The 19182-nt window shown below is 50.9% G+C and carries 18 protein-coding genes and 1 pseudogene; 13 read left to right on the plus strand and 6 right to left on the minus strand.

From position 1 onward, the window contains the following. Nucleotides 1-30 precede the first annotated feature (30 nt). Nucleotides 31-1191 carry an S-layer homology domain-containing protein gene (locus NR121_RS23160; protein ID WP_062407023.1) on the plus strand — a complete coding sequence of 387 codons (1161 nt, stop codon included), beginning with the start codon at nucleotides 31-33 and terminating at the stop codon, nucleotides 1189-1191. A 15-nt stretch (nucleotides 1192-1206) separates the two neighbouring features. Here the strand turns inward: NR121_RS23160 and NR121_RS23165 are convergent. From NR121_RS23165 to NR121_RS23175, 3 genes and pseudogenes are all read right to left on the minus strand, one after another. Next, a pseudogene (locus tag NR121_RS23165) lies at nucleotides 1207-2405 on the minus strand (oxalate decarboxylase family bicupin). Between the two features lie 168 nt (nucleotides 2406-2573). Then, on the minus strand, nucleotides 2574-3065 hold the full coding sequence (locus tag NR121_RS23170; RefSeq protein ID WP_137669905.1) for a phage lytic cycle repressor MrpR family protein: 492 nt from the start codon (nucleotides 3063-3065) through the stop codon (nucleotides 2574-2576). Between the two features lie 228 nt (nucleotides 3066-3293). Then, nucleotides 3294-3521 (minus strand): hypothetical protein, encoded by a 228-nt coding sequence (locus NR121_RS23175; protein WP_137669906.1) that lies wholly within the window; start codon nucleotides 3519-3521, stop codon nucleotides 3294-3296. A gap of 574 nt (nucleotides 3522-4095) precedes the next feature. Here NR121_RS23175 and NR121_RS23180 point away from each other — a divergent pair. Beyond that, complete coding sequence (locus tag NR121_RS23180; RefSeq protein ID WP_062407030.1) at nucleotides 4096-4425, plus strand: winged helix-turn-helix transcriptional regulator; 330 nt, start codon at nucleotides 4096-4098, stop codon at nucleotides 4423-4425. Between the two features lie 57 nt (nucleotides 4426-4482). On the opposite strand, the gene NR121_RS23185 is transcribed toward NR121_RS23180, so the two are convergent. Together NR121_RS23185 and NR121_RS23190 are read right to left on the minus strand one after the other, a co-directional pair. Beyond that, complete coding sequence (locus NR121_RS23185) at nucleotides 4483-5229, minus strand: polysaccharide deacetylase family protein (RefSeq protein WP_256831998.1); 747 nt, start codon at nucleotides 5227-5229, stop codon at nucleotides 4483-4485. A gap of 115 nt (nucleotides 5230-5344) precedes the next feature. Further along, entirely contained in the window at nucleotides 5345-6361 is a 1017-nt protein-coding gene (locus NR121_RS23190; protein ID WP_256831999.1) for an aldose 1-epimerase, read from the minus strand. A gap of 236 nt (nucleotides 6362-6597) precedes the next feature. Between NR121_RS23190 and NR121_RS23195 the strand changes: the two genes are divergently transcribed. From NR121_RS23195 to NR121_RS23235, 9 genes are all read left to right on the plus strand, one after another. Beyond that, the gene (locus tag NR121_RS23195) at nucleotides 6598-7596 is read left to right on the plus strand and encodes a LacI family DNA-binding transcriptional regulator (RefSeq protein ID WP_171005839.1); all 999 of its coding nucleotides are present in this window, start codon (nucleotides 6598-6600) and stop codon (nucleotides 7594-7596) included. Between the two features lie 112 nt (nucleotides 7597-7708). After that, nucleotides 7709-9514 (plus strand): L-fucose isomerase, encoded by a 1806-nt coding sequence (locus tag NR121_RS23200; RefSeq protein ID WP_174350901.1) that lies wholly within the window; start codon nucleotides 7709-7711, stop codon nucleotides 9512-9514. Then, nucleotides 9511-11184: a ribulokinase gene (locus NR121_RS23205; protein ID WP_062407039.1), complete on the plus strand. Its 1674-nt coding sequence runs from the start codon at nucleotides 9511-9513 to the stop codon at nucleotides 11182-11184. Before NR121_RS23200 ends, NR121_RS23205 begins: the two co-directional genes overlap by 4 nt. Nucleotides 11185-11356: 172 nt before the next feature. After that, on the plus strand, nucleotides 11357-11689 hold the full coding sequence (locus tag NR121_RS23210; protein ID WP_054819715.1) for a metal-sensitive transcriptional regulator: 333 nt from the start codon (nucleotides 11357-11359) through the stop codon (nucleotides 11687-11689). 15 nt (nucleotides 11690-11704) lie between these two features. Continuing rightward, complete coding sequence (locus NR121_RS23215; RefSeq protein WP_074727795.1) at nucleotides 11705-11905, plus strand: copper ion binding protein; 201 nt, start codon at nucleotides 11705-11707, stop codon at nucleotides 11903-11905. A gap of 324 nt (nucleotides 11906-12229) precedes the next feature. Next, entirely contained in the window at nucleotides 12230-13456 is a 1227-nt protein-coding gene (locus NR121_RS23220) for a GTP-binding protein (RefSeq protein ID WP_074727797.1), read from the plus strand. 33 nt (nucleotides 13457-13489) lie between these two features. Next, nucleotides 13490-13639 (plus strand): 50S ribosomal protein L33, encoded by a 150-nt coding sequence (gene rpmG / locus NR121_RS23225; protein WP_137669913.1) that lies wholly within the window; start codon nucleotides 13490-13492, stop codon nucleotides 13637-13639. Nucleotides 13640-13787: 148 nt separating this feature from the next. Beyond that, nucleotides 13788-15563, plus strand: a complete 1776-nt coding sequence (locus NR121_RS23230; protein WP_256832000.1) for a stalk domain-containing protein — start codon at nucleotides 13788-13790, stop codon at nucleotides 15561-15563. 172 nt (nucleotides 15564-15735) lie between these two features. Further along, nucleotides 15736-16221 carry a hypothetical protein gene (locus NR121_RS23235; protein WP_074727801.1) on the plus strand — a complete coding sequence of 162 codons (486 nt, stop codon included), beginning with the start codon at nucleotides 15736-15738 and terminating at the stop codon, nucleotides 16219-16221. Nucleotides 16222-16273: 52 nt separating this feature from the next. On the opposite strand, the gene NR121_RS23240 is transcribed toward NR121_RS23235, so the two are convergent. Then, nucleotides 16274-17224 (minus strand): SPL family radical SAM protein, encoded by a 951-nt coding sequence (locus tag NR121_RS23240; RefSeq protein WP_256832001.1) that lies wholly within the window; start codon nucleotides 17222-17224, stop codon nucleotides 16274-16276. Nucleotides 17225-17335: 111 nt separating this feature from the next. Here NR121_RS23240 and NR121_RS23245 point away from each other — a divergent pair, with 111 nt between their 5' ends. Both NR121_RS23245 and NR121_RS23250 read left to right on the plus strand, forming a co-directional pair. Then, a complete protein-coding gene (locus NR121_RS23245; RefSeq protein ID WP_256832002.1) occupies nucleotides 17336-17614 on the plus strand; it encodes an alpha/beta-type small acid-soluble spore protein in 279 nt (92 codons plus the stop codon). Between the two features lie 186 nt (nucleotides 17615-17800). Beyond that, complete coding sequence (locus NR121_RS23250) at nucleotides 17801-19084, plus strand: sensor domain-containing diguanylate cyclase (RefSeq protein WP_256832004.1); 1284 nt, start codon at nucleotides 17801-17803, stop codon at nucleotides 19082-19084. Nucleotides 19085-19182: the final 98 nt, after the last annotated feature.

Below are 19182 nucleotides of genomic sequence, written 5' to 3' on the forward strand. Positions count from 1 at the left end.
TCCACTATTTTTGCTGTGAAGGAGAAGAATATGAAAAGACCCATGAAGAAACTGATGTCCGGTGTCTGTATCGCATCTTTGCTGGTGTCAGCCGCTCCCATCCCGGCAGCATGGGCTGCGGATGCGCCGCCCGCAGTAACCGCAGCCCAACCGGGCTCCGGTTCGGCCGTACTGCAGGACGGCAAATATACTATTAATTATATGGTAAAGAAATTCGGTACCGAACAGAAGTCCGTTATGCAGGATTATGTCGTTACCCCCGGGACTTTAACCGTGGTGGACGGCAAGCAATATTTCACTATGACAATTAAACAAAGCAAAGAGACTACGGCGTTTAAAACCGAGATTAACGGCTCCTTGAAGGATACAGTGGTCGTTGGCACAAACGAAGAAAAAAACACGCGCGATGTCCAGTTTGAAGTCGAAGATTTGTCCAAGAAGGTTAAAGCCTGGGTTAAAATTGAATGGGCCGAATTGAATTACTTTCATGATTACTATGTAGACATTTCAATCGATAAAGACAGTGCCCGAAAAATTAGCGGGAGCGCGGAACCGGCCGGCAATGCGGATTCGGCGGCGGATGGGGATACGGTGCAGGAAGATCGGGGCCAGCCGGCTTCCGATGATCCATCCAAACCTGTAGAGGCACCAAAACCGTCCTTTTCGGACATTCATAACCACTGGGCTAAAGAATTCATTGAGCAGGCAGCGGAATCAGGTATTGCCAACGGTTATGAGGACGGCAAATTTAATCCGGACGGAGAGATAAGCCGTGCCGAGTTTACGGTTTTAATCGGACGTGCGTTGAAGCTGGAAGGCAAGAAAGCGGAATTAAATTATACCGATGATGACCAAATTCCGGATTGGGCCAAAGCTCATCTTGAGCAGGCGGTTGGCGCAGGCATTATTAGCGGCTATGAAGACCGCACCTTCCGTCCGGACCGCAGCATTACCCGTTCGGAAATTGCCGTTATGCTGGTTCGCGCACTGGGGCTTCAGCCGGAAACGAGCCAAAAGCTATCCTTTGCAGACGAGGGTCAGATTCCGGAATGGGCTTATCCTTATGTTGCGGCAACAACCCAAAAAAGCATAATGAACATCAGAGACAACAACCACTTCGCACCGAATGACAACGCAACCAGGGCCGAGGCCGTAACGTCAATTTTGCTTTTGTTAAAATATAAGAAGTAATGCTTACACTTCGCCCTACTTCGAGCCCTGGGATTGGCCGGGATATTTGACGACAGGCCATTTTTCCTTTCGCAAAGCATCAAGCAATTCCGGACCGACATGAAGATTATCCCGGACAAGCTCCCGAGGGGTTAGCGCCATCCACTGGTTTAAGGAAATATCGGCAAACCGATCGCTCTTGAACATTTCCAAAAACCATAACGTTTCAGTCCCGGTATTTTGTATGTAGTGGCCAAAGGCGAAAGGCACGTAACCGACATCTCCCGCTCGGTAATCAAAAGTTCGCGCCACTCCGTTGCCGCCAAAAACGGTCATCCGTCCTTGTCCGGTAAGGTAATACTGCCATTCGTCATTATTGGGATGCCAGTGCAGTTCTCTCATCGCGCCGGGTTGAATTTCGACCAACGCCGCAGCAATGGTTTTTGAAATCGGGAAATTGGAGGAATCCGCGATACGCACGCTTCCGCCCGGCGTAACCAACGGAGTTTGGGCTAACAGCCGATGCTTGAAACTGATTGGAACTGTGCTGTGCCATAAGGGGATTGGACTTCCTGGCTCTCCAGTGAACCTGGAACACGGGTTTGAAAGATATAAACCTGGTCTGGGGGAATGGAATCGAATGCGCTGGCAGGAACGCCGAAATTGGCTGACAGTACGTCTTTTGGGGTATGAGCAAACCAATCGGAGATAGACAACGTGTTCAGGTCGGAGAAGTGTCCGTCATCGAAAACAAGTAAAAATTCGCATCCTTCCTCCAATCCCTGAATGGAATGCGGCAATCCGGCCGGGAAATACCAGAGATCACCCGGGCCGATGTCTGCAATAAAGTTTCGTCCGTTTTGGTCGACAGCCGTTATTCGTGCGCTGCCCCAAATCATGTATGCCCACTCCGCTTGTTGATGCCAGTGCAATTCCCGCGTTCCGCCCGGCATTAAGCTCATGTTAACTCCCGCAAGGGTTGTGGCGATCGGCAATTCCCGAACGGTGATTTCCCGGGACCAGCCCCCTTGATTCAGTTTCATATGAGTGTCGGAGAAAGACATTCTGAGGTTGGGCAGCAAGCCGGAATCCGTGACCGGCGGGACAAACATATTCGGATTTTCCAGGTCCCTCATAATATCGCGAGGACCGTAATCAGGCCCGCCGGCACCGTCGCTTCGAATCGGCTGGGGCACGATAAATGGCTTACCGTTATTGGGGTGAGGAGTATTCATGGTAATCAGGTTTCCTCCATTGAATGAATGTACGAACCGCTTTTAGGCATACAAAATATGTTTATGAAACAGGGCTTGGATATTATGAAGCAAAGCCAACATATCATATGCATTATGAACAAGAACGCCACTTAGCGGACCATTCTTCCGCCAGGTGGCGTTTTCTTTTTAAGCAAACACTTTTTGTGCCATGTCCAGTCTTACCGTAGTTAAATATGAAATTTGAGGAAGGGAAAAGAAGGAAGCCAAAGATCGAAGTCTGGTGTATATGGTGCGCAAAATGACAGAGTCCAGCTCAATAATCATAGATTCGTTAGCTATGTAATCCTTTAGACAAACTCGGATGAGATAGGGGCTATCTTTTAAGGTGACTGATGTTCGATGGGCGGGGTCATCATCATTGTAAAAAAAGTAATGGGTCTGCTTCACGGCATTTTGATAGAGTTCAGCGCACCGTTCGCTGACTTTTATAGTTCTTTTTTGCTCCAGACAATCTATTACGGTCAGGATTCGGTTCGAACCATCCAAAGAATCTTTTTTCAAATACACGATCTCGTGAATCTCTACCCCTTCCATGAGCAGTCGGATGATAATGGCATCCTGGGGATTCAAGCACTGCCTCTCAATAAAATACAGATTTTCCAATGTGAGGTTGGTCATAAAATATACATCTTTCCTTTCCTTTTTACGGTATAGGGGGCTGCGAGAATATATTATACATGATAGAAATATAATTGGAAACAGATGTAAAATAAGAGGTTTTGTCGTTATTTGCCGCGGCTGAAACGCTGATAATCATTCGATCCGTTATCGGCTTCCGGGCAATGCACTGTTCCGGGTTACAAAAAACGCCACTCACGGATGATGCCGCAGGGTGGCGTTTTGCTTTTAGCTTTTGCTTGATCGATGTGTGCCATGTACGCCATGTGACCCATGTACGCCATGTGCGCCGTGAACCCCGTGAACACCAGGCCAGCCTGGATGGTAACCGCCGGTATAACCGCTGTAATAACCGCCGATAGAATGTACTCCGGGGTAGTAGGAGGAATAGGGAGTCGAATAAACAGTGATCGGATAATAAGGATTATAGCCATAACCAAAAGGCGTATAAGCCATCTCATCAGCTCCTCTCAGGATGGGATGATACAACTTATGCATGGTTCATTGATCGTGATGCTTGCCCTATAAAATTAGACGAATGACACAGGAAAAATTCGGTCTAACGCTTTCATCGAACTTCAAAAAGGTGAAACAGTAAAAAAGACGACCCCGTAAGATCGCCTCGCAAAATCACTGTATAAGTTCAATGGAAAATCTCGACAAAGCTTTTAATCACCAGAAAAGGTAATGCGCCGATAGAAATAAAAGCAAAACCTATGCCTTTAGCGATCGATTTCACTGCTTCTATAATTCCCATAATGAATCCTCTCCTATTTCTGTCCAAAAGTTTGTCCGTTATGTGAATATTGTAAAAAAATTCAGATAATTGGTCAACCAAAAAATATTTTATACATAAACAATTGAATGCTAAATATAATTAATCTCTAAAATCAGGCTTGCCGGCGCTTTTAACCAAAGGGAAATAATAATTACTTATAGTAATTAAATATAAATAAAGAAATAAATTGTATTATGTGAGCTTGTTGTCGGGGCAATTTTTGTTATAATAAAAGTATAGGTGGTGATTAAAATGGAACAATCTTCTTTATGCCCCAGATTTGAGAAAGGTATGCAGATTATAAGCAAGCGCTGGATCGGTTTAATTATTCATCAACTGCTGTCAGGTCCCCAGCGTTTTTGTACGATTGAAGACGCGCTTCCCAACATCAGCGGAAGGCTTTTGTCGGAGAGATTGAAGGATCTGGAACATGAGGGGATCGTAAGACGGGAGGTCTTCCCGGAAACTCCCGTTCGAATAGAATATTCATTAACAAAAAAAGGTCTTGCCCTGGAACCAGTCATCAGAGAAATCGAAAAGTGGTCTGCCGATTGGGTCGAGCTGGAACCGGAGGCCCAATGACCTGTCCCTCATAGCCAAAAAACCTTACTCTGCAAGAATAAGGTTTTTTTGGGCTGGTTAATTTTTTACGGTCGTCGATTTACGGTAATGAAGCAATTCGGATACCGTAACGAATCGATAGCCTCTCTCTTTTAATTGAGGAAGGATTTGTTTTAACGCTTCAATCGTTTGGCTTTTTCCTTCAACGTAATCGTGAAACAGAATGATGTCGCCGTTTCTGGCGTTTTTGAGTACTTTGTTGACGATTTTGGCGACACCGGGCCTGTTCCAATCCTCCGTATCTTGATGCCATGACCACATCACGACCAGATACCCCGATTTTTTGGAAGCATCGACCAAATTATCCCCGTAATAACCGCCGGGAGGGCGAAAAAGACTGGGTTTGTGACCCGTAGCCTCAAGAATGATTCGTTCCGCTTTTAAAATTTCATCCCGGATCTTCTCCCCGGCAATTTTCTGTTTGAAATAAGGGTGACTATAGGTATGGTTCGCAATTTCATGGCCCTCCCTAAGTTCCCTTTTTACTAACTCAGGATGCTTTTCAACACGTTTGCCAATGACAAAAAAGGTAGCTTTGGCTTCATATTGGCGCAACAGGTCCAATATCGCCGGAGTATCCGCAGGGTCAGGACCGTCATCAAACGTTAAAGCGATTATTTTTTCGTCGGTCGGCACTTCCCAAACGATTTCTCCTCGTGCTTCATAGTAATGGCGCCCTTTGGTTGGCGGCTGCGCCTCGGCATGATTCCATAGCGTGGCCATGACACAAGCGGCGACAATGATGGATATTCTCCATTTTTGCATGGTAACCCCTCCAAACGTTAACAGGATTATCATGTCTTGTTTGTCCCCGTTCTAATTTTCCTTTAATTTCCTAAAAAAGAAGGAGCCGTTTTAGACCGCCCCCCAGTACGAAGCTCTATGCGTTGCTTTGCGCCTTGATGTAAATCCGGCTTGTTTCTTCCCAAAGGTCTCCCGGCTCCAGGCTGTTCAAACCGATCAGCTCGGGATCTAAAGGAAAATTCAGGTTGGGCGCATTGACCAGATTGACTTGAGGCTCAGGGCAGAAAAAGCCTTCCGTTGCATTGTTGTTCCAAATCATCCATTGCTTGTAAGCCGTTCCTGCATCATAGACCAATGTGATTCCTTCTTTTATGTCGGTCAGTTCCATCCGGTTGCGACCGTTTTGCGGCGCGGCGGTATAATGGTTGTCCATGGGTTCAAAATACGGCGACAGTCCGCCTTCTTTCATCCGTTCTTCCTCCGGGGTCAGCGGCTGATATTGTCCTGTCGGGAGCATTCGCTCATTCAACTCCCAGCGCTTGCCAATGGTCATCTTGAAGCGGCAATCCGCCGCGGTGCTATCGGGGGCGAACGGTGCATTAATGGCGGTGTGAAATGCAAGCAGGCAGGGCATCCGGTCCTCTCCGTCATTGCGTACGGTCACATGCTGAAACAATCCCAGCCCGCTAAGCGTGTAGCGAATTTTGATGGTGAAGGCGTGCGGGAAATAGCGGTAAACCGGATGGTCCTTGTTCACCTTAAGCGCCAGAGTCACATGGCTTTCCGCATCATCGGCCGAGAACCGTTCGACCTGCCAAGGAATGTTATGTACGAATCCGTGCAGATGATTGCCTGTCCTCGGTTCGTTCACCGGAAATTGGTATGTCGCTCCGTTCCAGTGAAATGTACCGTCTTCATAGCGGTTCGGGGGAAACAGCACGGGAATGCCGTGAACGATCGGCTTCGCTTTAAACGAGTCCATTTCGTCCATGGCAGGCTCGCGCAAAAAACGGTATTTCTTTTCCGTGTCCCGAAAGGCGATCAGATTGCCTCCGATTTCTGGCAGAACCGCAGCCTCGTAACAGCCTGACTTAAGCCATACGGCTTTTTCTCCTTGATATGTTCCTGCATAAGCTTTTGCGTCGTGTCCCATGTTCTCCTCCTGTGAGTAAAAGTGAAAGAGATATTCTACAGCTTCATTATATAAGACATGGCCAAATTGGAATATAACCAGTCGGATTCAAGGGAAAAAAGACGTTTGGTAAAAGCTGTCATGGGCTGCATCTGATTTGGACGACATTTTCATATTGAAACCCATTCGACTTCATGATACATTAAATGTGTAAACGTTAACCTATCATGAGTTGGAATGCGGAGGAGAGCTGTGGATTGCGCAAGCTGACGATTAAAGACGTAGCAAAGCATGCAGGAGTTTCCACCGCGACAATCTCCCGGGTGTTGAATGGCAGCGGTTATGTGAGCGAGGATGTACGGCGTCAGGTGCTGGCTTCGGTCAAGGAGCTGAACTATCGGCCCAATGCGATCGCCCGCAGCCTGAAGCAGGAGAAATCGCGAAGTATCGGGATGATACTGCCTGATATGAGCAATCCCTACTTTATGACGATTGCCCGCACGATTCAGCAAAGGTTGGTTGCTGAAGGCTACCGCCTGCTATTTATGGATTCGGATGAAAACCCTGACAAGGAGCGTGAGGCGCTGGATGCGCTTCTGAGCAACCGTGTGGAAGGCTTGCTTCTTGCCGGTACCGGGGGCAATAAGGAACAGCTCCGGCAGCTGATTGGCTCCGGCATCCCGGTTGTGCTTGTGGATCGCTGTGTGCCCGGTGTTTCCGCCGATTTGGTTATGGAGGATAACCGCGGTCCGGTACGGCAGGCCATGGAATACTTGGTAAGCGCGGGACACCGCCATATCGGTATGATCCATGGGCCCAAAACGATCAGCACGGCGCTCGAGCGGTATGAAGCCGCAGTACGGGCGCTGCAGGAAGCCGGTCTTCAGGTTGGCGAAGAGTATGTATATTCAGGGGATTTTTCCAGAAAGTCAGGCAAGCAGGCGATTCAGAAGCTGATGAAGCTGCCCGTTCCGCCTACGGCCGTATTTTCCGCCAATAATGAGATGACCTTTGGCTTGTATTTGGGGCTGCAGGAGATGGGCATCGGACTGGACGAGGTGGAGGTGGTGTCGTTCGGCGATCTGGATTTTTCATCTCTGTTTAAACACAGGCTTTCGGTCATCATGCAGCATCCGGAAAGCATTGGAGATTCGGCGGCAGGCATTCTGCTGGATAAGCTTCTGCATCAGAAGAGTGCTATGGAAAACCGGATCATCATTCCGAAATTTGTGCAAAAGAATAAGCTGTCCTTGTGATCAGGCATGAAGAAGGACGCTTTTCTTTATCTGACGTGTAAACGTTAACACATGATTTTATCATGTGAAAGCGCATTAATATTCTATTTATTATGAGGAGGCCCAAGTCATCATGAGTACACCCATCGTAAACCGACTGAATGTCCCAATGCCCAAAATCGGAATCCGTCCGACCGTAGACGGTCGTCGGGGCGGAATTCGCGAGTCGCTCGAAGACATCACCATGAACATGGCTCATGCCGTAGCCAAGCTGCTGTCCGAGAACATACGCCATTCGAACGGCCTGCCGGTGGAATGCGTGATTGCCGATTCCTGCATCGGAGGTGTGGCGGAAGCAGCGCAAACCGCAGAGAAGTTCGCCCGCGAAGGGGTCGGCGTATCCATTACGGTGACGCCTTCCTGGTGCTATCCTTTGGAGACGATGGATACCGATCCATTGATCCCGAAAGCGATATGGGGCTTTAACGGAACTGACCGCCCGGGAGCGGTGTACCTGGCTGCCGTGCTGGCGGCACACAACCAGAAAGGCTTACCGGCCTTTGGCATCTACGGTAAAGATGTACAGGATTTTGGCGATGACTCGATTCCGGCCGACGTGCAGGAGAAGCTGATCCGCTTTGCCAAAGCCGGTTTGGCGGTGGCCACGATACGCGGGAAGGCGTATTTGTCTTTGGGTTCGGTATCCATGGGCATCGCCGGTTGTATCGCTGACGAAAGCTTTTTCCATGAATATTTGGGCATGCGCAACGAATATGTGGATATGACCGAGTTTGTACGCCGCATGGAACGCGGAATTTACGATAAGGAGGAATACGAAAAGGCGCTGCGTTGGGTGAAGGAGCACTGCAGGGAAGGCGAGGATGTGAACCCGGATCACCTGAAGCGGACACGCGAGCAGAAGGACCGCGATTGGGAGACCGTTGTGAAAATGACGCTGATTGCACGCGACCTGATGGTCGGCAATCCGAAGCTCGCGGAAATGGGTTACGGAGAAGAAGCGCTCGGACACCATGCTATTGCCGCAGGATTTCAAGGCCAGCGTCAGTGGACGGATCATTACCCAAACGGGGATTTTATGGAAGCGATTCTGACTTCATCCTTTGACTGGAACGGGATTCGGGAGCCGTATATCATGTCTACCGAGAACGATACATTGAATGCGGTGACGATGCTGCTGGGGCATTTGCTTACGGATGCGGCTCAGATTTTTGCGGATGTCCGTACGTATTGGAGTCCTGAAGCGGTGAAGCGTGTGACGGGCAAAGAGCTGGAGGGCATGGCCGCGGGAGGTATCATCCACTTGATTAACTCAGGTCCGGCGGCACTGGACGGCACGGGACAGCAAACAAAGGACGGAGCGCCTGCGATGAAGCCGTTCTGGGAAATTACCGGGGAAGAAGTAGAGAAGTGTCTTCAGGCGACAAAGTGGTGTCCGGCCGTCGATTTCTTCCGTGGCGGCGGCTTTTCGACGGATTTCCAAACGAAGGGTGGAATGCCGGTAACGATGGCCCGGATCAATCTCGTCAAAGGGCTGGGACCTGTTCTTCAGCTGGCGGAAGGCTACACCGTTGACATTCCGCAGGATGTTCACGATATCCTGGATCAGCGTACGAATCAGACTTGGCCGACCACCTGGTTTGTGCCTAATCTGACGGGCGAAGGCGTTTTTAAGGATGTATATTCGGTCATGAATAACTGGGGCTCCAACCACTGTGCGCTGAGCTACGGTCATATCGGGGCGGACCTGATAACACTCGCGTCGATGCTGCGCATTCCGGTCAGCATGCACAATGTGCCTGCGGAGAAATGCTTCCGCCCAAGCGCGTGGAGCGCCTTCGGCACGGCGGATGCGGAAGGAGCCGATTTTCGGGCGTGCGCGGCTTATGGGCCGCTGTATGCGGGAGGTCGGGGACGTTGAGCGGGAAGTACGTTTTAGGCGTCGACTATGGAACGGAATCCGGCCGCGTGCTGCTGGTTAACACAGCTACCGGCGAGGAACTGGGCACACATGTGACCGTGTATCCCCATGGTGTCATGGACCGCAGGCTGCCCGGGGGACAGCCCTTGGAGCCGGATTGGGCGCTGCAGCATCCGGATGATTATCTGGAGGTGCTTTCGCTTTCCATTCCGGAAGTGCTGCGAGCCTCCGGGGTTGATCCGCAGGATGTGATCGGTATCGGTATTGATTTTACCTCTTGCACCATGCTTCCCGTCGACAGCTGCGGCATTCCGCTGTGCCGCAAGGAGGAGTACCGGTCTGAGCCGCACAGCTGGGTGAAGCTGTGGAAGCATCATGCCGCGCAGCCGGAGGCGGATCGGATCAATGAGCTGGCGAAACAAACCGATCAGCCTTTTCTTGCCCGGTACGGCGGAACGATTTCTTCGGAATGGATGCTGCCCAAGGTGATGCAGATATTGAATGAAGCTCCCGAACTGTATGATGCGGCGGATTTGTTCGTGGAAGCGGCGGATTGGCTTGTGTGGCAGTTAACCGGGAAACTGACCCGCAGCAGCTGCAATGCAGGCTATAAGGGAATATGGCATAAGCAGGACGGTTACCCTGCACGGGAATTTCTGAAGGCGCTGGATCCCCGGCTTGAGCATCTGTATGAGACCAAGCTGCGGGGAGAGGTCAAGCCGATCGGTTCCCGGGCGGGAATCCTGAGCGCAGAGGCTGCAAGCCGTTTCGGGCTGAGTCCGGGAACGGCAGTAGCCGTAGCGGTCATCGACGCTCATGCGGCTGTACCGAGCGTCGGCGTGGTCAGCGGCGGCAGCATGGTGCTGGCCATGGGCACCTCGCTGTGCCACATGCTGCTTAGCGAGAAGGAAGTGTACGCGGAGGGCATATGTGGCGTCGTCGAGGACGGGATTGTGCCTGGGTTTTTCGGCTACGAAGCCGGACAGCCGGCGGTCGGAGACTTGTTCGCATGGTATGTGAATCAGGCGGTTCCGGCGCATGTGAAGCTTGAAGCGGAGGCCGAGGGGCTGCACGTTTATGCCCTGCTCGAGCGTAAAGCCTCCCGGCTGGCGCCCGGCGAAAGCGGTGTGTTGGCCCTGGATTGGTGGAACGGCAGCCGTTCGCCGATCATGAATGCGGATCTTTCCGGCTGCTTGATCGGATGCACCCTATCGACGAGGCCGGAAGATATTTATCGTGCCCTGTTGGAAGCGGCGGCATTCGGAACCCGGCGCATTATCGATACGTTCGAGGAAGGCGGAGTCGAGGTGCGCGACCTCTATGCTTGCGGCGGTCTGCCGGAGCGCAACCGGCTGTTGATGCAAATATTCGCCGATGTCACCGGGCGTACCATCAAAGTTGCGGCCTCTTCGCAAACGACTGCGCTTGGCGCGGCCATCTATGGAGCTGCTGCCGCCGGGGCGGCGGCCGGCGGGTACGACAGCGTACGGGAAGCCGCCGCAGCCATGGGAAGGGTCAGAGAGGAGGCCTATGAACCGAATTTGGAGCACACGGAAACGTATGAGCTGTTGTATCGCGAATACGTCCGGCTGCAGGACTACTTCGGCCGCGGCGGAAATCGTGTGATGAAGACGTTGAAGACGCTGAAGGAAGCGGGACGGTCCCGGTAAATCGGTTCTGCGCCTTCCCGGGTGCGTAAATGAAATAACGTTTGAATTCTCGGCAGCAGGCGGGATTCAAACGTTATTTCTTTGTCCGGGCTGATCGAGGTGAGCTGAAGAGGGCGTCGGCTTGACATACCCCATAGGGGTATTATATTCTATTGGTGTGAGGAGGTACGCCATGGATCATTTAAATGGAGCCACTGAAGACATCTCGTGCTGTTCCAATACAGAGGAGCGCAGGAGTCATCACTCGGACAAGACGAAAAGCAATTTGATCAGCCGCTTAAATCGGATCGAAGGGCAAATCCGGGGTGTCAAAGGTATGATTGAGAGAGACACGTATTGCGACGATGTACTGAATCAGATTGCAGCGATTCAATCGGCCTTGAACGGTGTCGGCAAGCTACTCCTTGAGAATCACATGAAAAGCTGCGTTATCGAGCGTATCCAATCCGGCGATCATGAAGTCATTGACGAAATTTTGGTCACCATGAATAAACTGATGAAATAAGAAGGAGTGGTAAGGATGAAACAGGCAACGCTGCAGGTGGAAGGAATGTCCTGCAATCATTGTGTAAACTCTATTGAAAAAGCCATAAAAGAGCTGGGTGCCGAGGGGAAAGTAAATTTGAGCGGCAAGACGGTTACCGTGGATTACGATGAGAGCAAGTTAACTATTGAGACCATTAAGGAAGCGATTGAAGAACAAGGCTACGAGGTAGTTTAATCCGCGACCGTATCGATTTTAGATTAAGACGGCTCAATGAAGGGACAAGAACAGCAGACGGCAAAAAGAATACCATTTTTTCAACGACCATACATCCACATGGAGCCGATCGGGACGATCGGCTCCTTTTGGTTTAACCGGGAGTTCCGATCCCACAAAACCATCCGGGAGGCGAAGTGCGTCCATTCGAAGAACCTGTGTGCTTCATGCGGTAAACAGATAACGCATCATAATTCATAATCGTAAAAAATACTATTTACACATAGGTGTTGTTGATATACAATATATTTAATTGTAATAATTACGTATAAAAGGAGCCTGAGTATGCTTGAAAGAAAAAACAAAATTCCCGTTACGGTATTGAGCGGCTATCTGGGCGCAGGTAAGACTACGATATTGAATCACGTATTGAATAACCGCCAAGGGCTGAAGGTCGCGGTCATCGTGAACGACCTGAGCGAAGTGAATGTCGATGCGGAGCTGATTAAGGACGGGGGCGGTCTTTCACGTACGGAAGAGAAGCTCGTGGAAATGTCGAACGGCTGTATATGCTGTACGCTGCGTGAGGATTTGCTTAAGGAAGTGGAGCGCTTGGCGCGGGACGGTCGTTTCGATTACATTCTCATCGAATCGACGGGCGTCGGCGAACCGGTACCTGTGGCGCAAACCTTCACTTACATCGATGAGGAGCACGGCATTGACTTGTCGAAAATTTGCCGTCTCGATACGATGGTCACGGTGGTTGATGCTTACCGGTTCTGGCACGATTTCTCTTCCGGCGAAACGCTGCTCGACCGCCGGCAGGCGGTAGGTGAAGACGATACGCGTGACGTGGTCGATTTATTGATCAGTCAAATCGAATTTTGCGATGTGCTGATCTTGAACAAATGCGGCATGGTGGAGCCCGAGGAGCTGAATGAGCTTGAACAGGTACTGCGCAAGCTGCAGCCGCGCGCCAAGCTGATCCGGACGGATTACGGCCAAGTGGACCCGCATGACATTTTGAACACCGGCTTGTTTGATTTTGATGCGGCCAGCACCTCAGCCGGATGGATTCATGAGCTGGAAAAGGAGGAGCATACACCGGAAACGGATGAGTACGGCATATCGTCGTTCGTCTATGAGCGCCGCAGGCCGTTTCATCCGCAGAGACTGACCGAGTGGATGGCCGATTGGCCCGGGGAAATCGTTCGCGCAAAGGGGACGATCTGGCTGGCAAGCCGTAATGAGCTCGCACAAAGCCTGAGTCAGGCAGGCCCGTCCATCCAATTCGGGCCGGCAGGATACTGGGTCGCTTCCCTGCCCGAAACGGAGCGTCAAGCGGTGCTTGCCGAGGAGCCTGAGCTTTTGGAGCATTGGGATGCCGAGTATGGTGACCGGATAAACCGGGTGGTCTTTATCGGTATCGGCATGGATCAAGAGCGCTTTGCTTCCGAGCTGGATGCCTGCCTGCTGACGCCGGAAGAGATGAAATCCGATTGGAAAAAGCTGAAGGATGAGCTGCCGAACGCTTCCTCCGAGCAGTTGGAAGCGGCATTTGCCCAGCAGTGATATCTGAAAATCAAACAAAAAGGAGCTGTCCATATGCGAGTTATCGTAACCTTGGCGTGTACCGAATGCGGGGACCGCAATTATACGACCACCAAAAATAAGAAAACCCACCCTGACCGGCTGGAGCTGAAAAAATATTGCCCGCGTCTGAACAAAGTGACGCTTCATCGGGAAACGAGATAACAAACACCAGAAAGGGGCGCTGCCAATTAGAACAATCGTTGGCTGTGCTCCTTTTTTTCGTATTTTTGGGTAAATATACTGCAACCTGCATCTCCCTGGATACGTCTAATGAACAAGAAAGGCAATCCGGGATGATAGGGGACTGGGTATGAAGAGTAAACAAATGCTTGCTTGGATAACCTTGCTGGGCTTACTGATTCCCGCATCAGCACAAGCGGACGCTCCGGCGTCTTCAGCAGCCGTTCATTTGAATGGGAAAAACTTGAAGCTGCAGCATGCGCCGATCGAAGAAAAGGCCGGCTTTCTCATTCCTCTGCGTGAAGTGCTGGAGGCGTCCGGATGGAAGATCACCTGGTACGATGAGGATCAGACTATTACGGCAGAGAAGCAAACCGGAAACCAAAATCATTCGTTGAAGGTCAGTATCGGTTATAGCCGCGGGGCCTTTAATGGAAATATGCTCGATCTGCCCGTCCCTCCGAGGTTGGTGGACGGAACCGCTTACCTTCCGGCAACCGCCCTGCAGCATTTGGATATGAAGCTGGATTGGGATGAAGCCAAGCGCGTCCTGATCATTGAAGAGGCTCCGGAAGCGCGAACATTCGTATATTTGAACGGAAGCCGGTATGAGGGTGAATTGTTCGGAGGTGTGCCGAACGGTCGGGGAAAGCTGTACAGCGCGGAAGGTCGTTTGATTTATGAAGGGGAAATGGCAAACGGGCTCGCTCACGGCTCAGGAAAGCTGTACAACAAAGACGGAACACTACAATACAGCGGCAGCTTTAAACATGACCAGTTTCATGGATGGGGTAAGGCGTACAGAGCTGACGGTACGCTGGAGTACGCGGGAATGTTTTCTTACGGAGAACGAACACCGGGGGGCTTTTCCTATCTAAGCAACGGAATAAAATGGGTTCCGGACCGGGAGGCGCCAGCCTTATCACAGCGGAAAACCGTTATTTATCCGAACGGAGTCATGTTTACCGGCACCTTCTCGGGAGGCCGGGCAGAGGGGGAAGGCAAGCTGGCGTCCCTGTTCGGGGAGGTCATTGCAGAAGGAATATGGAAGGAAGGGCGATTGGAGACGGAAAGCGGTTCGTCGACGAGATTGGCATCCGTATCGGACAGCGTTTATTACAGCCTGACCACGCATTCTACCAAACTGCGGCGTTATGTAAGCGAAGCCCATGGGTTTGACGTGCAGCTTCCGGACGTTTGGCTCGGCAAGCCGCTTGAAATAAAGGAAGGTCCGGATGAAGTCTCGTTTTTTTATATTTCGCCATCCCAGCCTGATCGGAAGGCACTTCTGTTTACCATCAAGCAGTATACGGAGAAGGAATGGCCGGGGACAGGGACGGTTGTCCGTTTGCGGGAGCATAACGGTTGGGTTTATGGGTATGCAATAGAGAGTGGAGGGGCGGATTTGCCTGCAGAGGAAGCAGCCGATGCTGCAGCGATGCGAGAAAGCTCCGGACAATTACTCGAAGGCTTCCGGCTGATCCGTCCGGATGTTAGCGTAAGCGCAGAGGATCTTAAACGGCCGGATAAAGAACTGTGGGAGAAGTTTGCGCATATCGAAAAGTGGACTCTGCAAACGGCCGGGATTTATCCTGAAGGTGTATGGTTGAACGAATGCGATAAGCAGCTGGTCACAAGCAGGCTTCAGGAAGTGTATGATCCCGCAATGGCTGAACGGATGTTTGCCAACCAGAACAGACCGGTAGACGGAGGCTATGAACCCATTCCGATCGGCTATGTATCCATTGCCATGATCGAAGATGACTTGAGAGTGAAGCGGGAACAGGATTCAGCCGAAAATCGGCTTCGCATGACGATAGCCGGCGATGATGTCGAGGTCATGTACACACTGGATTCAGCCACCCGCAAAATTGTGGATTATCAAGTAATCAGGTCCAACTATTAAGCGAGTGGGAAAAACCTTTTGGATCATCGCCCAGGCCTGTCCCGGTTCTCCGATATAGTGGTTGAGCGTGCTTGGGCGGGCTGTCAAATCCTCGCAAAGCTGAACTTGTATAGCATCTGCCGTACGGATGAATACTTACCTTAAGATGTCTGTATACTCTGAGGGAGGTATTATGAAAAAGCTTTATCTTTTGGCATCGATCTTACTGCTGTTCTTTGCAATCCATCCTGTTCAAGCCAAGAGCGTTGTACCCTATGAAGAACAATGGCAGAGTACGGATGATACCGGCAGGTATGAGGCCAACAGGTATAGATCGGGCAGAGGCTCTTATACGGGCGGAAGAACCGGGGGAATTGCGCCCGGCACGGGAACCGCTCCAAGGACGCCCGGCGATTATGCAAGAAACAACCCCAGAACCGCCGTTCCCCCCGGAGGAGGCGCAGCGGCCCCCAGACCAGGAACCGGCTTGGGCGGATGGTTCGGCGGATTGGCTGCCGGCGCTATCCTGGGCAGTATTTTGAATCCGTTCGGCTTCTTTGGCTGGGGGTACGGGTTCGGTACGCCGTACGGCATATTCTCGATTCTCGGGCTGCTGTTTTGGGGAGCGATTTTGGTTTTTGCGTACCGCTGGTTTAAGCGGGCGATGAGAAACAGTTAGCCCATCCATGGCGTCACGCAATCAAGGCGAAGCAGCGTTCCGGTTAACTCATCTAGTCGAATGTAAAAGATAATTGGACAGGCTCGGACGATGTTGGATCAAGGTCCGCCGGTCCGCCGTTTTCTTGAAGGAACGGCCGGTAAGCGGGCACGCGATATTTTTGCAGCAGCGCATGAAGCCGGTCCATGATTTCAGTTCTGTACTGCTTTGGAGCGTATGGAGAGCGGCTGTACAGCTTCGCAAAGGGTTCCAGCATTTGGGGATAATGCTCGCGCAGCGTACCGAAAAACCATGACTTCACGGCATTCGTGTTCAGCCGGAGCACCGATCCCATAATAAAATGAGCACCCGCCTCGGACGAATGCTTAACGACTTGTTCCATTGAACCCGGGCCATCCGTCAAGAAGGGAAGGATTGGCGCCATAAAAATGCCGGCTTCCACACCTTCCCCGGTTAAGCGCTCTAAAGCTTCCAGCCTTCGCTGCGGCGAGGGAGTCATGGGTTCAAAATGACGCCACACTTCCTTATCCAATGTGTTCAGACTGATGTTGACGGAGCTGCCGGTAAGCTTCTTGAGGATATCCAGATCGCGCAAAATCAACGGGGAACGGGTCGTAATGCTGACTGGAATCCGGTAAGCCGCAAGCACTTCCAGACATTGGCGGGTGAGCAGCATACGGCTTTCGAGCGGTTGGTAAGGATCCGTTGCCGTGCCGATGGCCACTTTGCCCAGCTTTCCCCGTCCGTTTTTTGAGCGGAGCATGCGTACAACCTGAGCTTCGAGAGCCTCGCGGGCATTGTTTTTATATAAAATATGATGCTGAAACGTATCATCCGCATCCATGCCCAGAAACGAATGAGTGGAGCGGGCATAACAGAAGCTGCAGCCGTGCTGGCAGCCACGGTAAGGATTAATAGACCAGTCAAACGGCATGGATGGGGCTTTAACCGGATTCAGCACCTGCTTGGCATGAAGCGGTTCAAAGGTTGTTGGCAAAGCCACTTTAACATCCATCCTTTCACCTGAAATAGGAATATATGTTCTATAAACGAATTATAAAACGGAACATTTGTTCTGTCAAACTTACTGACGAAAGAAAGGAGCCATAACAAGATGGCGAGAAGAAGAGGGAGAAGGCCTCTTGTACTGGGGGCTAGACATGGATTGGATATGCTTAAGGCGGAAGTGATGCAGCGTGCAGGATATTCGGTGAGCCGGGACCGCCCCGATCTGGTGAAATACGAGGTGGCCCGTTCGTTAGGCGTTCCCTTGCAGACCGCGAATAACGGAAACCTATCCACCGAGGAGGCAGGCAAAATCGGAGGCCAGATCGGCGGACGTATGGTACGGGAAATGATCCGCATGGCCCAGGAGCAGTTGACGAAACGGTAACCGGGCCTTCAGAGCGTCTTCTGACGAGCAGAACGTCAGAAGGCGCAAGCAATGAAATGATGGGCCTTCCGGTTGACGGCCTATCTTTATTTTTTCTTTTTTTTACAATATTTGTTGAAAAAGAAATAATGAAATCTTATGATAGGACTATATATACTACAGTCTTGGACAAGGGAGGAGTTTTCCATGTACAAAGTATGGCGCAGACTCCTTCCGAAGCATCATTTTGGTTCCGATATAATTGAAAGTCTGACTCGCATGATTTTTATTCTGGGACTATTTTTTCTGTTTATGATCATATGGATCAATGGTTGCCTGAACCGATTGAATGAAGAAATCATGCAGTTGGAGAAAATTTCGAGACATGTGCTTATTTTGCAAAAAGCGTTTATCGATCAGGTAACCGCCCGGCAAAGTTATCATTTGACCGGAGACGCAGCGTTTTTGCAGTCTTTTGAGAGTTCATCATCGGACTACATACAATCGGTGAGGGAATTGCAAAACGCTGTCACCGCTTATCCTGAATTTCTCGAACCTATCCGGAAATTAGTAGAAGCGGGCTTGCATTGGCAGGACAAATACGGATCACTGGAAGCCTTGAAAAATGGCAAAACATTGACGACCGGGGAGCTGCTCGAAGGAAAAACGATCGCCGATGATTTTCGCAACCGGTCCATGGAAATTTCCCGTATGCTTCACGCCAAGCAATCGGAAATATCCAAAGCTTACACATCCGGGATTACAAAAATGTTGTATACGTCCATTGCCGTCTGTGCGCTGGTGATAGGCCTGGTCGTAACCGATGTGGTTCAGAAGCTGCGGCGGATTATCCGGCCGATCAAAGAGTTAAGCTCCGCTGTCGAAGGATATGCCCGGCAAAAGTTTGATGTGCCTGTGCCGTCTCTGAAAAAAAATGATGAGCTTGGCAAGCTTTTCGATCATATCGAACATATGCGGCTGATGCTGAAGGAGCATTTTGAACAGAGCCGGCGGCAGGTGTATCTGGACGGTTTAACCGGCATCGGGAACCGGCGTTACTTTGATGAATCTCTTGATTTGGCATTCGAACGGGCAACATCGGAGGGAGAGGCGTTCAGCCTGATCCTGATGGATATCGACCGGTTCAAATGGTTTAATGATACCTATGGTCATGCGGAAGGCGACAGGCTGTTGAGGCACGTTACCGGTATCGTGCAAAGAATGTTGCCGGATCATATGGTGTTCGCCAGATACGGAGGGGAAGAATTTGCGGTTATTGTCCCGGGGCTCGACATGAATGAAACGATGATCGTGGCAGAGATGCTGCGAAGCGAAGTGGAACGGCAAGCGCTGGATTCCTACCGGATCACGGCGAGCTTTGGCATCTCTTCTTTAAGAAAAGGCGATACGACGGAAGCGCTGCTGGTGCGTGCGGATCAAGCGTTGTACGCTTCCAAAAAAAACGGACGCAATTGTGTTTCGGCAAGATAAAAAATCTAAGGACCCCACGGGCCTCGCCACGGTGGGATCCTCGGCTGTGTACGCCCAGCATGGGCGTCATCTCTAGGGTGAAAGTCCCGAACGGGGGC

This window comes from Paenibacillus sp. Pae15 (assembly GCF_024519685.1).
Classification (GTDB): domain Bacteria; phylum Bacillota; class Bacilli; order Paenibacillales; family NBRC-103111; genus Paenibacillus_G; species Paenibacillus_G naphthalenovorans.